This window comes from Photobacterium halotolerans DSM 18316 (assembly GCF_000425165.1).
Lineage (GTDB): Bacteria > Pseudomonadota > Gammaproteobacteria > Enterobacterales > Vibrionaceae > Photobacterium > Photobacterium halotolerans.
In genome coordinates, this window is sequence record NZ_KE384322.1 from 56,381 (window position 1) to 75,137 (window position 18,757).

Here is an 18,757-nt window from a genome sequence, read left to right on the forward strand (position 1 = left end):
TTACCAGCGCGCTTCCAGCATCACGGCTTTCATGTCAGCCACGGCTTTATGCAGGCCGTCAAACACGGCGCGGCCGATGATGGCATGACCAATATTGAGCTCGTAAATCTCCGGCAGGGCGGCAATCGGTTTGACATTGTGATAAGTCAGACCGTGGCCGGCATTGACTTTGATACCCTGATCATGGGCATAACTGGCGGCGGCGGCAATTTTCTTCAGCTCGGCCTGTTGCTCAGTTTCCGATGCCGCATCAGCGTAATGGCCGGTATGCAGCTCAATATAAGGCGCACCACAGGCCACCGCGGCATCAATCTGCGCGCGATCTGCATCAATAAACAGGGAAACCAGGATACCTGCAGCAGAGAGTTTCTCAGTCGCCGCTTTCACTTTGTCCAGCTGACCCACCACATCCAGGCCGCCTTCGGTGGTCAGCTCTTCACGTTTTTCCGGCACCAGGCAGACGAATTCAGGTTGAGTGTCCAGCGCTATCTGCACCATCTCATCGGTCACTGCCATTTCCAGATTCATACGCGTCTGAATGGTGTCGCGCAGAATACGGACATCGCGGTCAGTAATATGACGACGGTCTTCGCGTAAATGAATGGTAATACCATCAGCGCCTGCGCGTTCTGCCACTTCTGCCGCATGCACCGGATCCGGATACCGGGTGCCGCGGGCATTACGTAAAGTCGCAACGTGGTCGATATTGACGCCGAGCAGTATATTCTTCATGTAGCGGTACTCCTTCCTCTAGGGACAAACAATTCCCTGCTTTTTAATGGTTTGCTGCCAAGATACGGTTTCAGGGCCATGCGTGTAAAGCGCTTTGCTGCCCTGAGCTGATCCTGGGATTCAAAATGCCGGGCGGCAATGGCTTTCAGTTGCCGTCCGGTAAACGTCAGCTGGCCGGCAACCATAGAAGCAATAAAACCTCTTTGCTCCCGGTAGTTATACGTCATTTCATCGTCAACCGGCAGCCCGCTGCCGGCACAATGAAGAAAGTCCACACCGTAACCCAAGTGATCCAGCAGCGCCAGTTCAAAGCGACGTAGTGCGGGTTCGGGATTGTCCGCCTGAGCAAGCTCTCTCAGCACATTGAGATAATCAAGAAACAAGGCAGGATAAGGTGTCTGAACTTCCAGTACCCGAGCCAGAATCTCGTTCACATACAAAGCGGAATACAGAATATAGCTGCGCATGGGCAGCCCGATACTGATAGGTTCGGCGTGGGTCAGAACCGGCATACTGCCCCGGCCAGTCCATTTAATGAATAAGGGGGTAAATGGCTGAAGCGCTCCTTTGAGATTGGAGCGCTTGCGGCGGGCACCTTTAGCCATCAGGGTGATCCGACCGGACTCTTCACTGAAGACGTCCAGGATCAGGCTCGTCTCACTGTAGTGACGAGAGTGCAGAACAAAACAGCGCTGCAACCCTTCCATCGCTGTCCTTAAAGATCGTCGATATAGCCAAGACTACGCAGGGCGCGTTCGTCATCTGCCCAACCGGATTTCACTTTCACCCACAGCTCAAGGTACACCTTGCGCTCGAACAGATCTTCCATGTCGAGACGGGCTTCACGGCCAATGGTTTTGATTTTCTCGCCACCTTTGCCTATCACCATCTTCTTCTGGCCTTTACGCTCAACCAGAATCAAACCGTTGATATCAAAGCCATCGGTTTCCGGGTTATAGTCAAAACGCTCTATGTCAACGGTCACAGAATACGGCAGCTCTTCGCCGGTAAAACGCATCAGTTTTTCACGGATGATTTCCGAAGCCATAAAACGCTGTGAGCGATCTGTCACGTACTCTTCCGGGAAGTAATATTCCCCTTCCGGCAAGCAACCGCGGACTATCTTTTCAACATCATCAATACCGGTACCGTGCTTGGCAGCGATTGGCACGATAGCTTTGAAGTCCATTTTTTTCGCCAGCTCCTGCATATGCGGGAACAGATCGTACTTCATTTTGACGTTATCGACTTTATTGACCAGCAGCACCACAGGCAGGCCGCTTTTCGCCAGCTTGTTGAGCACCATTTCATCGTCCGGCGTCCACATGGTGCCGTCCACCAGAAACAGCACCAGCTCAACATCGGTCAGCGAGCTGCTGGCCGCACGGTTCATCAGGCGGTTAATGGTGCGCTTTTCCTCGATATGCAGCCCGGGGGTATCCACATACACCGCCTGGTAACCGTCTCGGGTATCCACGCCCATGATACGGTGGCGGGTAGTCTGCGGTTTACGCGAGGTGATCGACAACTTCTGCCCGACCAGACGGTTCAGCAGTGTTGATTTACCGACATTCGGACGGCCAACGATGGCAATAAAGCCACAATGTGTTTTATCTGTCATGATTCTAACTGCTTCAATGCCAGTTCTGCCGCAGCCTGCTCAGCCTTGCGCCGACTACCGCCTTTACCAACCACAGGGTTATCCAGCCCCGAGACGTCGCACTGTACAGTGAATTCCTGATTATGTGCTTCACCCTGTACCTTAGTTACAGTATATGCCGGAAGCGGCAATCGACGCCCCTGAAGGCATTCCTGCAGACGGGTTTTCGGGTCTTTCTGGTTTATACCGGGTTGTATGGTGTCCAGACGACTCTGGTACCAGCTCAAAACGATATGACGGACACATTCGATATCACTATCAAGGTAAATTGCCCCAATAATGGCTTCGACACAGTCAGCCAGAATAGAATCGCGGCGATAACCGCCGCTTTTCAGTTCGCCCGGCCCCAGCAGCAGATGGTCACCCAGCTCGAATTCGCGGCCTAACTCAGCCAGCGTTTTACCCCGAACCAGAGTGGCGCGCATCCGGCTCATATCGCCTTCGTCAACTTTAGGGAAGCGATGATATAACTCATCGGCAATCACAAAGCTCAGGATAGAGTCACCCAGGAACTCCAGACGCTCGTTGTGCGTCCCGTTGGCGCTTCTGTGTGTCAGCGCCAGGGTCAGTAATTCGCTGTTCTTAAATTCGTGTCCCAGCTTACGCTGGAGTCTTTGTACAGGAGATGTCATTTTTTCCCGATCAGTCTATGCCTCCGATGCGGCTGAAGCGCACACCGGTAGGAATCCAAGAGGGAAGTACACTATCGGCACTTCGTTCAAATTCAAAGCTGATCCAGATCCCGACCGCCTTGCCAACCAGATTTGCTTCCGGCACGAATCCCCAGTAGCGGCTGTCCGCACTGTTATCACGATTGTCACCCATCACAAAGTAGTGACCTTCAGGCACCACCCATTCAGCCAGCCCGGGACGCGGTTGATAATCAAACGTCTGATTCGGCCTTAACGGATGGATCAGAATGTCGTGTTTCGCCTCACCAAGCTGTTCAGTAAACTGGATCAACCGGGTTCTGTTCTGAACAAAATCACTGTCGTGCATCTGGCTCATCATGACAGGTTTACATTCTGTGGTGCCTTTGGGTGCAATACAGATCTGCTTATTGTCACTATAACGAACCAAATCGCCCGGCAATCCCACAACGCGCTTAATGTAATCAACATTAGGGTTTACCGGGTATTTAAAGACAGCAATGTCTCCACGTTCAGGTTCGCCGGTTTCCACCAGTTTATGACGAAATACAGGATCGCGCAGACCATAAGCAAATTTTTCAACCAGGATGAAATCGCCAACCAGCAATGTCGGCATCATCGATCCGGATGGGATCTGGAACGGCTCATATATAAACGAGCGAAACACCATGATAAGCGCTATCACAGGGAACATAGAGCTGGTTGATTCAACCCAGCCAGGCTGTGGCGCAACGGCTTCTAAGGTTTTAGCATCCACCTGGCCACCGGCATTGGCCGCCGCAGCGTCGATTTTCAACTGACGCTTAGGTGCCCAGAGGAACCGATCCAGCGCCCAGATAATCCCGGTCACTATGGTTGCCAGCACTAAAATTAACGAAAACAGATTTGCCATTGCTGTTCCTAATGTCCCTATGATGAATTTTTCATGGTCTCTCAGGGTCTGACGACCCTAACCATTCCGCCGCATAATGCGGCGGAAGGCGGACTCGAATTATTTGTCTTTACCTACATGCAGTATGGCAAGGAAGGCTTCCTGCGGCAGTTCGACATTGCCGATCTGCTTCATGCGCTTTTTACCTTCTTTCTGCTTCTGCAGCAGTTTTTTCTTACGGCTCACGTCACCGCCATAACACTTGGCAATAACGTTTTTGCGTAACTGTTTCACGGTCGAGCGAGCGATAATGTGGTTACCGATCGCTGCCTGAATCGCGATATCAAACATCTGGCGGGGAATGAACTCCCTCATTTTCTCGACCACATCACGACCACGGGATTGCGCATGGTCTTTATGGGTAATAATAGCCAATGCATCAACACGATCGCCGTTTAACAGGATATCGACCCGAACCATGTCGGATTCCTGGTAACGCTGGAAGCCATAATCCAGAGACGCATAGCCGCGCGATGTCGACTTCAGACGGTCGAAGAAATCCAGTACCACTTCTGACATCGGAATGTCATACGTCAGCGCAACCTGGTTACCGTGGTAAACCATGTCGACCTGAGAGCCGCGTTTTTCCACACACAGTGTGATCACGTTACCCAGGTATTCACTTGGCACCAGAATGTTACAGCGGGCAATCGGCTCACCAATGACTTCAATATCATTGATAGGCGGCAGTTTGGCCGGGCTGTCAACATACAGCATGTCGCCGTTACTCTTCTTCACCTCATACACAACAGTCGGTGCTGTGGTGATCAGATCCAGATCGTATTCACGCTCCAGACGCTCCTGAATAATTTCCATGTGCAGCATGCCCAGGAAACCACAGCGGAAGCCAAAGCCCAGAGCGGCAGAGCTTTCCGGCTCGTAGAACAGCGAGGCATCATTCAGGCTCAGCTTGCCCAGTGCATCACGGAAGTTCTCATAATCGTCAGACGATACCGGGAACAGGCCTGCATACACCTGAGGTTTCACTTTCTTAAAGCCTGGCAGTGCCTTTTCACAGCCGTTCTTCGCCAGTGTCAGGGTATCGCCCACCGGCGCGCCGAGGATATCTTTAATACCGCAGACCACCCAGCCCACTTCGCCCGTTCTCAGTATGTCTTTATCCACCTGTTTCGGGGTAAAGATACCGATACGGTCAACGTTCCAGGTCTGCCCTGTGCTCATGACCTTGATCTTATCGTTCTTCTTCAGGGCACCGTTTTTAATGCGGACCAGAGAAACAACACCCAGGTAGTTATCGAACCAGGAATCGATGATCAGCGCCTGTGGCGGCGCGTCCGGGTCGCCTTCCGGCGCAGGAATCGAACGCACGATATTTTCCAGCACCTCATCAACGCCCAGGCCGGTTTTGGCTGAGCAACGAGTAGCTTCTATCGCGTCGATACCGACGATCTCTTCAATTTCTTCCGCGACACGCTCAGGATCAGCCGCTGGCAGATCGATTTTGTTCAGGATCGGCACAACTTCCAGATCCATTTCAATCGCGGTATAACAGTTAGCCAGTGTCTGGGCTTCCACACCCTGACCGGCGTCGACCACCAGCAGCGCCCCTTCACAGGCCGCCAGCGAGCGGGAGACTTCATAGGAAAAGTCTACGTGCCCCGGGGTGTCGATAAAGTTGAGTTGATAGGTTTCACCATCTTTTGCCGTATAATTGAGCGTCACGCTCTGGGCCTTGATGGTGATGCCACGTTCACGTTCAAGATCCATTGAGTCAAGGACTTGCGCAGCCATTTCACGATCGGAAAGGCCACCGCAGACTTGAATCAAGCGGTCAGATAACGTCGACTTACCGTGGTCGATATGTGCAATAATCGAAAAGTTACGAATGTGCTTCATGAATTGGCGTGACTAACTCGTGATTAAAAAATGAATGGGATCTTACGATCAAGTTGGCAGATTCTACCGAATTTCAACGGCTGCTGCTATCTTTCGATAGTGCATTTGTTTCCAGCCCTTGCGCAACAGGCTTTCCGAGCACCCGAATCAGACTGGGTTGATAGTCCCCCAGGGCCGATAATCTTCTGGCGCGATATCGCGCAATCAGCAGTCCCACCGCGCCACCGGCAAGGGCACAGGCAATCACGCCCCCTTCGCCCCCGCCAGCCAGTTCGACAAACCACCATTGACCGAGCAAGGTCCCCAACAACAGACACACCAGCGGCAGCACGTAAACCAGCAGCGCAGATTGCAGCACGCTGCGTTCAGATAAGCCGATTTCAACCAGCTGACCGATGTGAATAGGATCATTAATATGGGTTGCCGATAACGTCAGCTGATGCTGGCGGCCAGGCAGGACTTTGCTGACCACGCCTGTACCACAGCTGTTTTGCGAGGCACAGGACCCGCAGCTGGTTTGCTGCCGGCAACTGACGGTGATCTGCTTTTTATCAACGGCCACCACTGTGGCCAGTGAATGCATCATGGCTGGCTGGCTCCCTGAAAAGAGACCGACTCCGCCACCCGGCGTGCCGTTGCCGGCGGTATGTCACCGACAACAGTGATCTCTTTGTCTTTCAGTAACTGGCTGTGCAGCGTACGGCGTCCCTGGCGAACCAGTTGTTCCCGCACACTGAAGCCATCTGCAGCCGAGACATAAATAGAGAAACTGAACAGACCGTCCGTGTACATCTGGCTTTCAACCGGACGCTCGGTAAGCATCAGGCGGTGCCGGTTATGTGAAATACTTTCAAAGCCCAGCGGCAGCCAGTCGACCTGCCAGGATAACTCCACCTGTGGCTGTGGCGGTAACTGCACCACTTCCGGCAGTTTCACTGATTTCAGGCTTTCCAGAATATCGGCCACTTTGTCATTCACTACAAAAGACACGGCGCGGTACTGCTCTAAAGGCTCACCATCCCGATCCAGCAAATCTGCCCGCAAGACTAAATGAGAACGGGTGTCCATCCACAACAGGTAGGAATAGCGGGCACCGTCTTTGGGCGCGATACGTACCACATCACAGGCGGTGCCCGCTTCACGGGATCGCCCCATGGGGATGAAGTCATAAAACTGGGCCAGCTCTGCGACATTGGTACGCATAATCGGCGGCAAAGGGGCCACCATGCGATTGCTGTCGATGGTAAACGGGTCCAGTCCGGGCTCAAAGTAACTCACTTCTTTGCCACGCTGAATAACCTCACGCGGCGGACCGCTGAGATACACCAGGTGTGCAAATGTCTCGCCATCCTCTACTGCATGGCGATAACGTAAGGGTTCAATACTGTTTTTCTTAATGAGGATATAAGACACCTCATAGCTCAACTGCCTGGTTGCCTGATCCATTTGATGCAACAAAGCCTCTGCAGAAGTCATAGCGTCTTCTTCCGCAGAGGCTTGCCAAGGCATAGCCAAGCTGACCAGTGTCAGAGCACCGACCAGAATTTTCTTCATATCACCGCCACGAATCAGTGTGATTCCAACAGGGTTCTATCCAGACTGCCGTCTTCCGCATTCAGGCGCAGTTGCAACTCATAGTCCTGCAACATCGCATTAATGCGTCGTCTTTGTTCCATCAGTTGTGCTTCGCTTGGCGATTCAGTCCGGGTACGGACAGAATCCCGCGTCAGGCTGACTGGTTCAGCAGTTCCGGCAAAAGGAATGGTCTGTAAAACAGGCACCTGAGTATTAGCATCACTCGCTAACCCAGCCTCTTCACCACCGTTATATTGTTGTACGCCGACAATCACTGCCAAAGAAACACAGGCAGCTAATGCCACCTGACCAAATTGTGTCAGCCAGGCCGGCATGGTACGACGTGCCTGATGAGGCGTTGGTTGCTCCACATGCGGCAGAGACACCACATTCGCCGACGCCGCAACACTGTCTGCGTCTGCGCCAGCAAAGCTGTGCGCGGGCTCATTGTCGAGCGCCATCGCCACATTGCCGGCGATATCCCACTTGGGGTGCCCCGGCGCTTCACCGTGCATCACATCGCTCATCAACTGATAAGCTTGCCAGCTTTGCTTTGCATTATCATCCACCAGAAGCTGGTTTATGATACTTTGATCAACGTCTTCGCCATCAAGCAAAGCCGAAATCTTTTCTTTATCAGCCATCTTTGTCACCGTTTGGCCCAAATATTAGCGCTGCATTAGGGGGGCAATACGCTTTTCTACCGCCTCCCGAGCCCGGAAAATACGGGAACGTACCGTACCCACCGGACAGCCCATGACTTCCGCAATTTCCTCGTAACTCAATCCTTCAAGTTCGCGAAGCGTAATTGCGGTTTTCAAATCATCCGGGAGGCTTTCTATGGTACTGAATACCACCCGCTTCAATTCATCTGACAACATTTGGTTCTCAGGGTTCGAAATTTCTTTTAGTGCACTGCCATTTTCATAGTACTCGGCATCTTCCGCATCCACGTCTGTTGCCGGCGGACGGCGCCCCTGAGCCACCAAGTAATTTTTTGCCGTGTTCACGGCTATACGATACAGCCAAGTATAAAATGCACTTTCCCCACGAAAAGACGGTAGCGCACGGTAAGCTTTGATAAAGGCTTCCTGCGCCACATCCGGCACATCACCGGAATTGCCAACATAACGGGCAATAAGGTTGCAAACCTTGTTCTGGTACTTTACGACCAGTAAATTAAAGGCTTGCTTGTCCCCTCGCTGTACTCGCTCAATCAGTGCCTGGTCAGTTAACTGCTCGCTCATTCGAGCGTGTACTCCTCTGTCTGTGACAAGGTCATCTCTGCTCTGAACCGTACCGGATGCAGCCAATTTACCCATCCTGCGTTCAGAACTATTTATATTCTATGGACATAGAAGCCTAAAGAATTACTGACCCTAAAAAAAGCGCAAAGTTCCCGCACACCTTACTGGCACATTCGCCCGGGTGCAACTGCCATTCATTCTGGCAGATGTACGCCGCCAGAGGCAATTTGCCTTACCTAGCTTTACAGATCAAAAAAGCCCCACATAAAGGGTTTTTTGGTAATATGGCGAGCTTACCACAGGGATATGAGATCAATATGAACGAGAACCGAGAACACAGTTGTGACGTCCTGGTCATCGGTAGCGGCGCCGCAGGCCTCTCTCTGGCCTTGCGTCTGGCTCCGATGTGTAAAGTGCTCGTCCTGAGTAAAGGCCCGCGAAGTGAAGGGGCGACTTACTATGCTCAGGGCGGTATCGCTGCTGTTTTTGATGAAACAGACAGCGTGGACTCTCATGTTGAAGATACTCAGATTGCCGGTGCCCATCTGTGTGATGAAGAAGTGGTTCGCTTCATTGCTGAAAATGCCCGCGATTGCGTGCAATGGCTGATAGACGCCGGGGTGCCCTTTGATCAGGAAGACAACAGTACCGACGATCATCCTCGCTACCACCTGACACGCGAAGGCGGCCACAGTCACCGCCGGATTCTGCATGCTGCGGATGCAACTGGCATGGCCATGCAAATGTCGCTGCAGGACAATGTTCACAACCACCCGAATATTGAAGTGCTGGAGCGCCATAATGCGCTGGATCTGATCACCAGCCATAAAATAGGTGAGACCGATGCCCCCAACCGGGTGCTCGGCGCTTACATCTGGAACCGCCAGCGTGAGTCTGTCGAAACCGTGCGGGCCAAATTCGTGGTGCTGGCCACCGGCGGTGCTTCTAAGGTCTATCAGTACACCTCTAACCCGGATGTCTCATCCGGTGATGGCATTGCCATGGCCTGGCGCGCGGGCTGCCGGGTCGCCAATCTGGAATTCAATCAGTTTCATCCTACCTGCCTTTTCCATCCGGAAGCGCGTAATTTCCTGCTGACCGAAGCCCTGCGCGGCGAAGGGGCGTATCTGCGCCGCCCGGACGGCTCCCGCTTTATGCAGGAATTTGACGAGCGTGCTGAGCTGGCCCCGCGGGACGTTGTTGCCCGTGCGATCGACTATGAGATGAAGCGACTGGGTGCAGACTGCATGTATCTGGATATCAGCCATAAACCCGCAGATTTTGTGACCAAGCATTTTCCGACCATCTACGAAAAACTGCTCGGCTACGGTATCGACATTACCAAAGATGCCATTCCCGTCGTTCCGGCCGCCCACTATACCTGCGGCGGAGTCATGGTCGACCGGCAAGGGCAAACAGACCTGAGCGGTTTATATGCGATCGGCGAAGTCAGTTATACCGGCCTGCATGGTGCCAACCGCATGGCGTCCAACTCATTGCTGGAGTGCGTGGTATATGCCTGGTCTGCCGCTGAGCACATCAGTCAGCACCTCAATGAGGTGAACTTGCCGTCATCCATCCCGCAGTGGGATGAAAGTAAAGTCTCCAATTCAGATGAGGAAGTTGTCATTCAGCACAACTGGCACGAATTGCGCCTGTTCATGTGGGACTATGTCGGCATAGTGCGCACCACCAAACGTCTGGAGCGGGCCATGCGCCGGATCCAGCTGCTGAAACAGGAAATTGATGAGTATTACAGTAACTTCAGGGTGTCCAACAATCTGCTGGAGCTGCGGAACCTGCTGCAGGTCGCCGAACTGATGGTGCGCTGTGCGCTGGAGCGAAAAGAAAGCCGGGGGCTGCATTACACCCTGGATTATCCGGATATGCTGGAGACGCTGTCACCCACCATACTGGATCCGCGTAATCCACAATAAAAACAATCAAAACAATAGCAACGGGAGCCACACAGGCTCCCGTCAGCCATCTCTTTCCTGCTGGCGTTCAACTCATACTTTGTAGGCTTTGATTGCCTGCGACAAGGTGTGGGCCTGCACGGAAACAGAGTGGGCCGCCTGCACATTTTCCTGCACCACCACCACATTGCTGTTGGTGACATCGCGAATCGACACTACCCGCGCACCAATATCCTCAGATACCTGGCTCTGCTGCTCCACCGCCGCGGCGATTTGAGTGCTGGAATCCAGTATCCGCTGCATATCAGCAATCACGGTTCGGATCTTCGCCTCCGCACTTTGCGCCTGAGCCACACTGTCATCCCCCTGTGCCCGACAGTGCTCAATATGACTGACCACTTGTTCCGTCTGCTGCTGCAGTGAGCTGATAATACTGGTGATTTCCTGCGTTGACTGTTGGGTGCGCATGGCCAGAGAGCGAACCTCATCGGCCACTACCGCAAATCCACGCCCCTGCTCTCCGGCCCGGGCGGCCTCAATGGCCGCATTCAGCGCCAGCAGATTGGTTTGCTCTGCAATGTTTTTAATCACTACAACCACAGAGCCGATACTGTCTGACAAGCCAGAAAGACTGGACACTTCCTGGCTGCTCTGAGCCAGCCCTGCGGATAGCTGGTCAATCCGTGAACGCGTTTCGACAACTTCCGATAGCCCCTGTGTGGCCTCATCATGGCTGCGGCCCGTCTGTGAAGCGGCTTCATGGGTAATATGAGCCACTTCACTGATGGTCGCTTGCATTTCTGTACTGGCTGCCGCCACAGAATCGCTGTCCAGCAGTTGGGCTGCCAGTGCCTGTTCTGCGTCCTGGCTGCGACGCTGCAACTGGGAAGACGCCGCACCGAGCTCCGATACTGCAGACTGCACATCCCCCACCAGCTTGCGTAAACTGCTCAGCAGATAATTAAAGTGCGTCCCCATTGCGGCAAGCTCATCTTTACCTGAGGTATCGGCATGCAGGGTGAGATCATGACTGGTTGCGATACGGTTCATTAAATGGCTCAAACGCTCAACCGGGGCCAGAATAGAGGCGCTGATTTTCCACGACAGCGCGATCAGCCCTGCAATGATAACAGCGACCAAAAGCCAGGTCAGGCGGCTGACCGAAACCTTTACCTGCTCCGCTTCTTTATCTATCTGCTGCTGCATTTGGGCAAACTCAGCTTCAACCTGATGAGACAAGGCGCGGATCTGCCCTCTCAGCCCATCTTTATGGCTCAGGCCAATTCGGGTTTTCTGCACCACCAGCTGGTTGAATATCTGGTTAAATTCGCGGTAATTCCGGCCGAACTGCGTATCCAGCTGATCGCCGTATTGCGCGACAAACGCCTGATAGTCCGCCAGCAACGCTTTGTCATCGGTTGCTGAAAATAACTTTGCCGTCAGTATCAAGCGATCAACATCCAATGTCTGGGTGCTTTCAGAAGTCATTGCCATCAACTGATCACCGCTTTGGTACAGTGACTGATATATCCCTTGTGAGGGTGTCAGTCCCAGCGTCTGGTACCCTGAGACCATTGCCTGCATACCGGCATGGTAATCGTGTATCTCGCTTTGCAGGACTGCCACTTGCGGCAGATCAATCGACAACGCAGCCACATCCTGCTGCAGCCGTGCCAATTGCGCCTGAAATTTATCGTAATTGTCATTGAAAGTCTGCAGATACTTAACATCCATACGTGCCAGAAAATCTTTCTCATTACGCCTGAGGTTAAGCAATGTCACTTCCAGTTGATCAAGCTGGCTACCGGCCACTTCTATATTCACAAGCTTTTGATTGGTATAGCTATTTATGCCAAACAATAAAAATATCGCTGTGACACTTAATCCTGCCAGCCCTAGCAGCTTATGCCTGACTTTCATTACACAAAATTCCTTCAAAGTATAAAATGTTAGTGTTTTATATACTTAATAACTAAGAAGACATTATAAGTTTCCAGGCAATCAATTACATCAACTATGATTCAGAACTTTACTCTGTTCTGCTTTATGATCGCAATATTGTGATAACGGGCAGGACAAGAATGACTCTGCTCCCAGAAGCCGGCGATAAAGGCAGCAGACTCAACCCTTGCCATCAGCAGGTACGGCAGAAAAGGCTCAGCAGACGGAAATCTTTGTCAGAACAGGCATCACGGCTGACGGCAAGCCAGTAATGCCGGTGGGCGTGTTTCAATTCAATAACCAGTAACCGGGAGGTCAGCACACGGGTATGAAACAATTGCCAGCGGCAGTGCTGCCATTCAATTTGCCGGTCATCAAATAAGATCAGCGCGCCATGAAGGGAGGCGAGCTGGATTCTGGCACAAAGATACTCGCCCCATAGCCATTCACAAAACAACCACCATAGAGGCGCGGGCAGAACATCAGCAAACATCAGGAAAGACAACAGGCTTGCCACCGCCAGATATACTCCGGTTAAAGCGGCAAGCAAGATAGAAGAAGGGTACAGCGTGAGGTTAGCGAAGCTTGCTCTTGTTGTGGGCAACAATCTTGTCCACCATTGCCGCATGGGCAGGGTTAGTGCTGCGTCCGTGCTCCATCAGCCAGTTGAACAGGTCCGGATCATCGCATGTCAGTAAAGACACAAAATCCTGGCGATCCTGCGGGCTTAAATCATCAAAGCACTCTTCAAAGAACGGCATGATAATAACATCCAGCTCCAGCATGCCACGACGGCAGGCCCATCTAATTCGTGCTTTATCGTCTGCACCTATCATTTCCAACCTCAACTCCTGGTGGTGTTCATTCTGCGGCAATACTACCAGCCAGTTTTCCTGCCGACTATCTGCAGTCACATATGGCACAACAAAATGAGAGCTGGTCGTGATAATACCTGACACAAAAACTCAGGTACTTTTGCATGCAGGCTGACAAAGCTCAGCCAGAGCGATAACATAGCGCTTATTCGAAGCTTTTCTGAAAGCTGAAACCGACTTTCCTTATCAACGACGGATTCGACTATGAGCACCTGGTCAGATACTTTGCAATTCGACACACTTTCACTTTCCGCTGACGCTCCTCTGCCATCACTTGCCCTGGTAAATCTCACCCAGTGGGGACTGGTGACTCTGGTTGGTCAGGACAGCATTTCCTATTTACAGGGACAAGTCACCTGCGATGTCGTGTCTCTGGATACCAGACAGTCCACGCTTGGCGCGCACTGTGACGCCAAAGGTAAGATGCGCACCATCTTCCGCCTCTTTCATCACAGGGACGGTCTGGGCTGGCTGCAACGTCAAAGCGTCATGGACGCCCAATTGCCAGAGCTGAAGAAGTACGCCATCTTTTCCAAAACCACCATAGAAGCCAGTACAGACGTCTTACTGGGCCTGACCGGTGAGCAGGCACAAGCCACTATAGACAGTATGCTGGGTGGTGAAGGAGAGGTACGGGCATTTGACAAAGGTACCGCGGTGAAAATTGATCCGCAGCGCTGGCTGCTGGCCGTTGATAGCGCCGCCGCCGGCGAGATCGCCGAAAAAATTGCCGCCAAGGCCGTGTTGTCCGACGGCTCGCTCTGGGATCTGTATGATATTCGCCAGGCCCTGCCCCGCGTTGATACCGAAACCGAGCTGGAATTCATTCCGCAATCCATGAACTTGCAGGCGCTTAACGGCATCAGCTTCAAAAAAGGCTGCTATACCGGTCAGGAAACCGTCGCCAGGGCCAAATGGCGCGGCATCAACAAACGGGCGATGTACATTGTCTCTGGCCAGGCCGAACATTGTCCGAAAGCCGGTGACGTGCTGGAGCGCAGTGTCGGGGACAACTGGCGCAAAGGCGGCACAATCATTGCCGGCTATCAGTTCAGCGATCAACAGTCCCTGGCCTTGGTGGTACTGCCCAATGATCTGGAGGAAAATACGGCTTTTCGTCTGGCTGCCGAGCCTGAAAACCAGTGGCAACAGCTGCCACTGCCGTATTCGCTGGATGAAGAGGCGTAATGCTGGATACTCCCATCACGCGTTATCTGCAGCAGGAAGGGGTTAACTTCCTGCTGCTCCCTCATAGCAAGCCTGCCCGCACCATACAAGAAGCCGCTGAAGCGCGGGGCGTAAAGCCCCATCAGATGGTCAAATCGATTTTGCTGCGGGATATGGGCGGGTTACACGTTCTGGCGTGTGTACCCGGTACCAGACAGGTTGATCCTAAAAAAGTCCGCACCTTATTTGGCTGCCGCCGGATGACATGCGCTGACGCCCGGGACGTTGAAGAGGTCACCGGCCTGACTATCGGCACGGTTGCCCCTGTCGGGCTCAGGCAGCCGCTGCCTGTGGTTTTTGACCAGTCACTCTCTCACTATCAGACAGTCAATATCAGCAGCGGTGATCGCATGGCGGGGATTGAGCTGGCGATGAACGATCTTGTTCAGCTGTGTCACCCCCTGTATGGCGATATCTGTCGCTAGCCAAAAACGGGCCTCGCTTCCATTTTTTGCGTAACCATTCATCCTTTTCGCAATTTAACGCACAGATCAGAGCAGTTGCACGGGTTAGCAGAAAATACTTTTTTGCTGTCTTCCCCTCATGATTACGTACAAAAAAACATCAACACATTCCTGCTGCAAATACTGTAACTGTTATCCCGCCAAGGTGGGCAAGATCACAATAAGGCACTGATAAAAAACAATAAAAATCAGTATCCCCTGAGTTGTACGTGCAAAAAAACCGTCCGGCTGTAATTGAGTACTCACACAGCAATTCAGAATAATACTCTGCACAATGACAAATATGTAAAAATTAATTACACCAAGCCATCATTTTACATAAACATTATGCTGAGAGTATCACAAATATTTCATAGTCAATTCTCTATAATGGCCGCGAAATAAACACAACAACAATAGAAATAAGGCAAGGTTGCTCATCACTATGCGCATGTTTAAACAGTATTTACCAAAACTGGTAGCCAAACACGTCAGCAGGCTATTCAGTGGCCGCTTGTACATTGACGGCCGTGGCGGGTATGAATTTGACAACGGGCTGCTCAAACTGCCCGTGAAAGCAGAACAACGTCATTTCAAAACCGTGAAAGAAGTGAATATGGAAATCCGCCGGCTCAAAGAAGCGGCTTGATAGCCATATGTCAGGCCGGTCAGTCACCGGCCTGATTATTAGCCTGGCTGATATCAATCATCTTCAGTAGTAAGCTCCTGATACCCTTCGGCATCCAGCAATTCATCCAGCTCACCTTCATCATCGGCTTTTATCTGAATCAGCCAGCCATCTCCGTACGGATCGTTATTCACCAGCTCAGGAGACATTTCAAGGTCTTCATTGATAGCCACCACAACCCCGGATATGGGCGCATACACATCCGACGCCGCTTTAACCGATTCGGCCACCGCAAACTCTTCGCCGGCCTCTGTTACTCTTTCCACTTCCGGTAAATCAACAAACACCATATCCCCCAGCATTTGCTGCGCATGATCTGTGATGCCGACAGTGTACACACCGTCCCCTTCGGGACGTACCCATTCATGAGTAGTAGTGAATTTCAATTCAGAAGGAATATGAGCCATAAGTAGATCCTTACCAAAACGGCGACGCCGATATGTTCACAAAAAGAGGTCTAACCTTCCCTTAAAAAGGCTTCGTCTTGCCTAACTGTTATTACTTTAGGAGAAAAAAAACAGATTGAAAGCAATTGGACTCACAAAAAAAAGCCGCCTCATAGCGAGACGGCTTTTCAGAATTAGCATTCAGTTAAAAGAACCTTACTCAACCCTGGCTAACGCAGGCAGTTCTCCACTCAGTCCCAGGGCCCGGCGCATAAACTGATCTTTGACCCCCGGTGCATGGTTGACCAGCAACAGCCCCACATCACGGATCAGCTTTTTCGCCGGATGACTACCTTCAAACAGTTCCCGGAACGCTTGCATAGCCGCAATCATTTTCGCCGCTTCCGCTTTTCGCCAGCGTTCAAAATAACGCAGATGCTGGCGAGCCCCTATGTCTTTGTCCTGACGCCACAGCAGGCTCAGGGTCTCCGCCAGGCTGGCAGCATCCAGCAAGCCCAGATTCACCCCTTGCCCTGCCAGCGGATGAATCGTGTGCGCGGCATCGCCAATCAACGCCACACGCTCACGGACAAAATCACGGGCATAACGCATTTTCAGGGGCACAGTCTGACGCTCGCCTTCCAGACGGCACAATCCCAGCCGGCAATCAAACGCCGCGGATAACTGGTTGCTGAAGCTGTCGGCATCCAGAGCCATCAAGTCTTCCGCCTTCTGCGGCGACACAGACCAGACAATCGAGCACAGATCCGGTTCTGACAAAGGCAGAAATGCCAGTGGGCCATCAGGGGTAAAAATTTGTCTGGCGGTGCGCGCGTGGGGCTCTGCACAGCGAATGTTGGCAACAATGGCGTGATGGCCATAATCCCAGTGAGTCAGCGGGATATCCATCTGCCTGCGCACCCATGAATTGGCGCCATCCGCCCCCACCACCAGCTTGGCCGTCAGGCTCTGACCGTTGTCCAGCGTCAGCCAGGCTTCGCGCTCACCAAAAGCCAGCTGCTGACAGCGCACCGGGGCAATCATGGTCACATTGGGCTGTGCATTCACTTTGTCCAGCAGCGCCAGCTGAATCACGCGATTTTCGACGATATGGCCAAGATCAGGCTGGGCCAGAGAGGCAGCATCAAAGCTGATATGGGCAAAGCTGTCCTGCTCCCAGACATCCATCTGCTGATAAGGGCTGATTCGGCGCTCCGCCATGCCTTGCCAGGCTCCGACCCGCTGCAAAATCCGCTCACTGGCACGGCTCAATGCAGAGACACGGACATCCGGTAACCGGGCCAGTTCGGGATCAGGCAACTGGCCTTCAATAACGGCAATACGAAGATCAGTATCGGCCAAAGCTGCTGCCAGAGTTAACCCCACCATACCGCCACCGATAATGGCTATATCCACACTTTGCATCATGATTATCTGTCTACCTGTCCCATCGCCCGCTTCATCAGCGGTGCTTTAATTGTATCCATTACACTCATCGCCATCAGGCCGGCATTGCGCCCGGCGATCAAAGGCCAGTGCTCATTTGCAAACAGTTTCACCAGGCATGTTGTCATCGCTACCGTTGCGGCCTGATCTGGCTCGCGACGTTGCCGAAAGCGGCTCAGTATCGCCGTCGAACCCGGGTCTTCACCGGCCTGACAGCCGGCCACCACTTCCTCAGCCAGGGTCACGACATCACGCAAGCCCAGATTGAACCCCTGCCCGGCTATCGGATGCAATGTCTGAGCGGCATTGCCGACCACAGCAAACCGGTGTGAAACCCGGCGCTCAGCCTGACGCAGACTCAGCGGATACACAAATCGCTGGCCGGTTTTTACCAGCTTGCCCATACGCCAGCCAAAGCTGGCCTGTAATTGTGCCAGAAACGTTTCGTCGTCCCATCCCATCACTTCTTGCTGCTGTTGCGGTGATATGCACCATACCAGCGAGCTTCGCCCCTGGCTCATCGGCAGCAACGCCAGAGGACCGTAAGGGGTGAACCGTTCAAAGGCTTCGCCCTGATGAGATAAAGCGGTAGAGACGTTGGCAATCACTGCGACCTGTTCAAAGTCCAGGCTCTGATGACCGATACCCAGTTGCGCGCAGCAGCCCGACACCCCGCCATCGGCCGCCACCAGCAAGCTGGCCTGCAGGGATTCGCCGGTAGAAAGCTGCAGGCTGACCACATCCTGTTCGCGATGCAGCGTATGAATTCTGGCCGGGCAAAACAAATCAATCGCCGCCCTTTGCGACAGCTGTTCGAGGAATACCGAGCCTGCCTGAGCCAGCTCAATCACATAGCCAAGCGCGCCGATCCCATACTCGCTGGCTGACATGCGGGCTAACCCGGAATGGCCGCGATCAGACACATGAATACGGGAGATGGCCGTGGCGTTACCCGCCAGAGATGACCAGAGACCGAGTTGCTCCATCAAACGGACAGAACCTAAAGACATAGCAATACTGCGGGCATCATAACCGGGATGGCTTGTCTGTTCAGGAGAAACCGCTTCAATAACGGCAATGCGCAAATTACCCCGGCTCAGGGTATCCAATGCAAGGGCCAGGCTGGCACCCGTCATGGCTCCCCCGGCAATAACAACATCATACTGCTTCACGTCTGTCCTAC

Annotated in this window: 20 protein-coding genes; 4 read left to right on the forward strand and 16 right to left on the reverse strand. The window is 52.8% G+C overall.

Annotation, left to right across the window (positions count from 1 at the left end; genetic code table 11):
- From pdxJ to rpoE, 10 genes are all read right to left on the reverse strand, one after another.
- Positions 1 to 732 (reverse strand): pyridoxine 5'-phosphate synthase, encoded by a 732-nt coding sequence (gene pdxJ, locus H511_RS0117960; protein WP_027253567.1) that lies wholly within the window; start codon positions 730 to 732, stop codon positions 1 to 3.
- Positions 729 to 1,439, reverse strand: a complete 711-nt coding sequence (gene recO, locus H511_RS0117965) for a DNA repair protein RecO (protein WP_027253568.1) — start codon at positions 1,437 to 1,439, stop codon at positions 729 to 731. Before recO ends, pdxJ begins: the two co-directional genes overlap by 4 nt.
- Before the next feature lie 8 nt (positions 1,440 to 1,447).
- Positions 1,448 to 2,353, reverse strand: coding sequence for a GTPase Era (gene era / locus H511_RS0117970; protein ID WP_027253569.1), 906 nt, complete (start codon positions 2,351 to 2,353; stop codon positions 1,448 to 1,450).
- The gene (gene rnc / locus H511_RS0117975; RefSeq protein WP_027253570.1) at positions 2,350 to 3,024 is read right to left on the reverse strand and encodes a ribonuclease III; all 675 of its coding nucleotides are present in this window, start codon (positions 3,022 to 3,024) and stop codon (positions 2,350 to 2,352) included. The genes era and rnc overlap by 4 nt, the downstream gene beginning before the upstream one ends.
- Positions 3,025 to 3,034: 10 nt before the next feature.
- Positions 3,035 to 3,934 (reverse strand): signal peptidase I, encoded by a 900-nt coding sequence (lepB, locus tag H511_RS0117980; RefSeq protein WP_027253571.1) that lies wholly within the window; start codon positions 3,932 to 3,934, stop codon positions 3,035 to 3,037.
- A gap of 99 nt (positions 3,935 to 4,033) precedes the next feature.
- Positions 4,034 to 5,830 (reverse strand): translation elongation factor 4, encoded by a 1,797-nt coding sequence (lepA, locus tag H511_RS0117985; RefSeq protein ID WP_027253572.1) that lies wholly within the window; start codon positions 5,828 to 5,830, stop codon positions 4,034 to 4,036.
- Positions 5,831 to 5,903: 73 nt separating this feature from the next.
- A complete protein-coding gene (locus H511_RS0117990; RefSeq protein ID WP_027253573.1) occupies positions 5,904 to 6,416 on the reverse strand; it encodes a SoxR reducing system RseC family protein in 513 nt (170 codons plus the stop codon).
- Entirely contained in the window at positions 6,413 to 7,384 is a 972-nt protein-coding gene (gene rseB, locus H511_RS0117995) for a sigma-E factor regulatory protein RseB (RefSeq protein ID WP_027253574.1), read from the reverse strand. Before rseB ends, H511_RS0117990 begins: the two co-directional genes overlap by 4 nt.
- 14 nt (positions 7,385 to 7,398) lie before the next feature.
- Positions 7,399 to 8,049 carry a sigma-E factor negative regulatory protein gene (locus H511_RS0118000; RefSeq protein WP_027253575.1) on the reverse strand — a complete coding sequence of 217 codons (651 nt, stop codon included), beginning with the start codon at positions 8,047 to 8,049 and terminating at the stop codon, positions 7,399 to 7,401.
- A gap of 24 nt (positions 8,050 to 8,073) precedes the next feature.
- Positions 8,074 to 8,652, reverse strand: a complete 579-nt coding sequence (rpoE, locus tag H511_RS0118005) for an RNA polymerase sigma factor RpoE (protein ID WP_027253576.1) — start codon at positions 8,650 to 8,652, stop codon at positions 8,074 to 8,076.
- Positions 8,653 to 8,969: 317 nt separating this feature from the next.
- On the opposite strand from rpoE, the gene nadB reads away from it, so the two are divergent.
- Positions 8,970 to 10,589 (forward strand): L-aspartate oxidase, encoded by a 1,620-nt coding sequence (gene nadB / locus H511_RS0118010; protein ID WP_027253577.1) that lies wholly within the window; start codon positions 8,970 to 8,972, stop codon positions 10,587 to 10,589.
- Positions 10,590 to 10,661: 72 nt separating this feature from the next.
- Here nadB and H511_RS0118015 read toward each other — a convergent pair whose 3' ends face one another.
- From H511_RS0118015 to H511_RS0118025, 3 genes are all read right to left on the reverse strand, one after another.
- Complete coding sequence (locus H511_RS0118015) at positions 10,662 to 12,488, reverse strand: methyl-accepting chemotaxis protein (RefSeq protein WP_027253578.1); 1,827 nt, start codon at positions 12,486 to 12,488, stop codon at positions 10,662 to 10,664.
- 214 nt (positions 12,489 to 12,702) lie between these two features.
- On the reverse strand, positions 12,703 to 13,116 hold the full coding sequence (locus tag H511_RS0118020; protein ID WP_161456621.1) for a protein YgfX: 414 nt from the start codon (positions 13,114 to 13,116) through the stop codon (positions 12,703 to 12,705).
- The gene (locus H511_RS0118025) at positions 13,085 to 13,345 is read right to left on the reverse strand and encodes an FAD assembly factor SdhE (RefSeq protein WP_027253580.1); all 261 of its coding nucleotides are present in this window, start codon (positions 13,343 to 13,345) and stop codon (positions 13,085 to 13,087) included. The genes H511_RS0118020 and H511_RS0118025 overlap by 32 nt, the downstream gene beginning before the upstream one ends.
- A 243-nt stretch (positions 13,346 to 13,588) precedes the next feature.
- On the opposite strand from H511_RS0118025, the gene ygfZ reads away from it, so the two are divergent.
- The 3 genes from ygfZ to H511_RS0118040 all read left to right on the forward strand — a co-directional run bounded on the left by ygfZ (position 13,589) and on the right by H511_RS0118040 (position 15,703).
- Positions 13,589 to 14,572, forward strand: a complete 984-nt coding sequence (gene ygfZ, locus H511_RS0118030) for a tRNA-modifying protein YgfZ (protein ID WP_027253581.1) — start codon at positions 13,589 to 13,591, stop codon at positions 14,570 to 14,572.
- Entirely contained in the window at positions 14,572 to 15,036 is a 465-nt protein-coding gene (locus H511_RS0118035; protein WP_155804946.1) for an aminoacyl-tRNA deacylase, read from the forward strand. The genes ygfZ and H511_RS0118035 overlap by 1 nt, the downstream gene beginning before the upstream one ends.
- A gap of 463 nt (positions 15,037 to 15,499) precedes the next feature.
- Positions 15,500 to 15,703 carry a DUF1107 domain-containing protein gene (locus tag H511_RS0118040; RefSeq protein ID WP_027253583.1) on the forward strand — a complete coding sequence of 68 codons (204 nt, stop codon included), beginning with the start codon at positions 15,500 to 15,502 and terminating at the stop codon, positions 15,701 to 15,703.
- A 53-nt stretch (positions 15,704 to 15,756) separates the two neighbouring features.
- Here H511_RS0118040 and gcvH read toward each other — a convergent pair whose 3' ends face one another.
- The 3 genes from gcvH to ubiH all read right to left on the reverse strand — a co-directional run bounded on the left by gcvH (position 15,757) and on the right by ubiH (position 18,746).
- A complete protein-coding gene (gcvH, locus tag H511_RS0118045; protein ID WP_337247040.1) occupies positions 15,757 to 16,140 on the reverse strand; it encodes a glycine cleavage system protein GcvH in 384 nt (127 codons plus the stop codon).
- Between the two features lie 204 nt (positions 16,141 to 16,344).
- Positions 16,345 to 17,556 carry an FAD-dependent 2-octaprenylphenol hydroxylase gene (locus H511_RS0118050; RefSeq protein ID WP_027253585.1) on the reverse strand — a complete coding sequence of 404 codons (1,212 nt, stop codon included), beginning with the start codon at positions 17,554 to 17,556 and terminating at the stop codon, positions 16,345 to 16,347.
- A gap of 2 nt (positions 17,557 to 17,558) precedes the next feature.
- Positions 17,559 to 18,746 (reverse strand): 2-octaprenyl-6-methoxyphenyl hydroxylase, encoded by a 1,188-nt coding sequence (gene ubiH, locus H511_RS0118055; protein ID WP_027253586.1) that lies wholly within the window; start codon positions 18,744 to 18,746, stop codon positions 17,559 to 17,561.
- Between the last annotated feature and the right edge of the window lie 11 nt (positions 18,747 to 18,757).

What these genes read in the sequence shown, in the direction of transcription:
- rnc (WP_027253570.1), bottom strand. Translation starts at nt 3,024, where the DNA reads ATGACATCTCCTGTACAAAGACTCCAGCGTAAGCTGGGACACGAATTT.
- lepA (WP_027253572.1), bottom strand. Translation starts at nt 5,830, where the DNA reads ATGAAGCACATTCGTAACTTTTCGATTATTGCACATATCGACCACGGT.
- rpoE (WP_027253576.1), bottom strand. Translation starts at nt 8,652, where the DNA reads ATGAGCGAGCAGTTAACTGACCAGGCACTGATTGAGCGAGTACAGCGA.
- H511_RS0118015 (WP_027253578.1), bottom strand. Translation starts at nt 12,488, where the DNA reads ATGAAAGTCAGGCATAAGCTGCTAGGGCTGGCAGGATTAAGTGTCACA.
- H511_RS0118025 (WP_027253580.1), bottom strand. Translation starts at nt 13,345, where the DNA reads ATGATAGGTGCAGACGATAAAGCACGAATTAGATGGGCCTGCCGTCGT.
- lepB (WP_027253571.1), bottom strand. Translation starts at nt 3,934, where the DNA reads ATGGCAAATCTGTTTTCGTTAATTTTAGTGCTGGCAACCATAGTGACC.
- H511_RS0118035 (WP_155804946.1), top strand. Translation starts at nt 14,572, where the DNA reads ATGCTGGATACTCCCATCACGCGTTATCTGCAGCAGGAAGGGGTTAAC.
- nadB (WP_027253577.1), top strand. Translation starts at nt 8,970, where the DNA reads ATGAACGAGAACCGAGAACACAGTTGTGACGTCCTGGTCATCGGTAGC.
- H511_RS0118000 (WP_027253575.1), bottom strand. Translation starts at nt 8,049, where the DNA reads ATGGCTGATAAAGAAAAGATTTCGGCTTTGCTTGATGGCGAAGACGTT.
- era (WP_027253569.1), bottom strand. Translation starts at nt 2,353, where the DNA reads ATGACAGATAAAACACATTGTGGCTTTATTGCCATCGTTGGCCGTCCG.
- rseB (WP_027253574.1), bottom strand. Translation starts at nt 7,384, where the DNA reads ATGAAGAAAATTCTGGTCGGTGCTCTGACACTGGTCAGCTTGGCTATG.
- H511_RS0118040 (WP_027253583.1), top strand. Translation starts at nt 15,500, where the DNA reads ATGCGCATGTTTAAACAGTATTTACCAAAACTGGTAGCCAAACACGTC.
- H511_RS0118050 (WP_027253585.1), bottom strand. Translation starts at nt 17,556, where the DNA reads ATGATGCAAAGTGTGGATATAGCCATTATCGGTGGCGGTATGGTGGGG.
- ygfZ (WP_027253581.1), top strand. Translation starts at nt 13,589, where the DNA reads ATGAGCACCTGGTCAGATACTTTGCAATTCGACACACTTTCACTTTCC.
- pdxJ (WP_027253567.1), bottom strand. Translation starts at nt 732, where the DNA reads ATGAAGAATATACTGCTCGGCGTCAATATCGACCACGTTGCGACTTTA.
- recO (WP_027253568.1), bottom strand. Translation starts at nt 1,439, where the DNA reads ATGGAAGGGTTGCAGCGCTGTTTTGTTCTGCACTCTCGTCACTACAGT.
- H511_RS0117990 (WP_027253573.1), bottom strand. Translation starts at nt 6,416, where the DNA reads ATGATGCATTCACTGGCCACAGTGGTGGCCGTTGATAAAAAGCAGATC.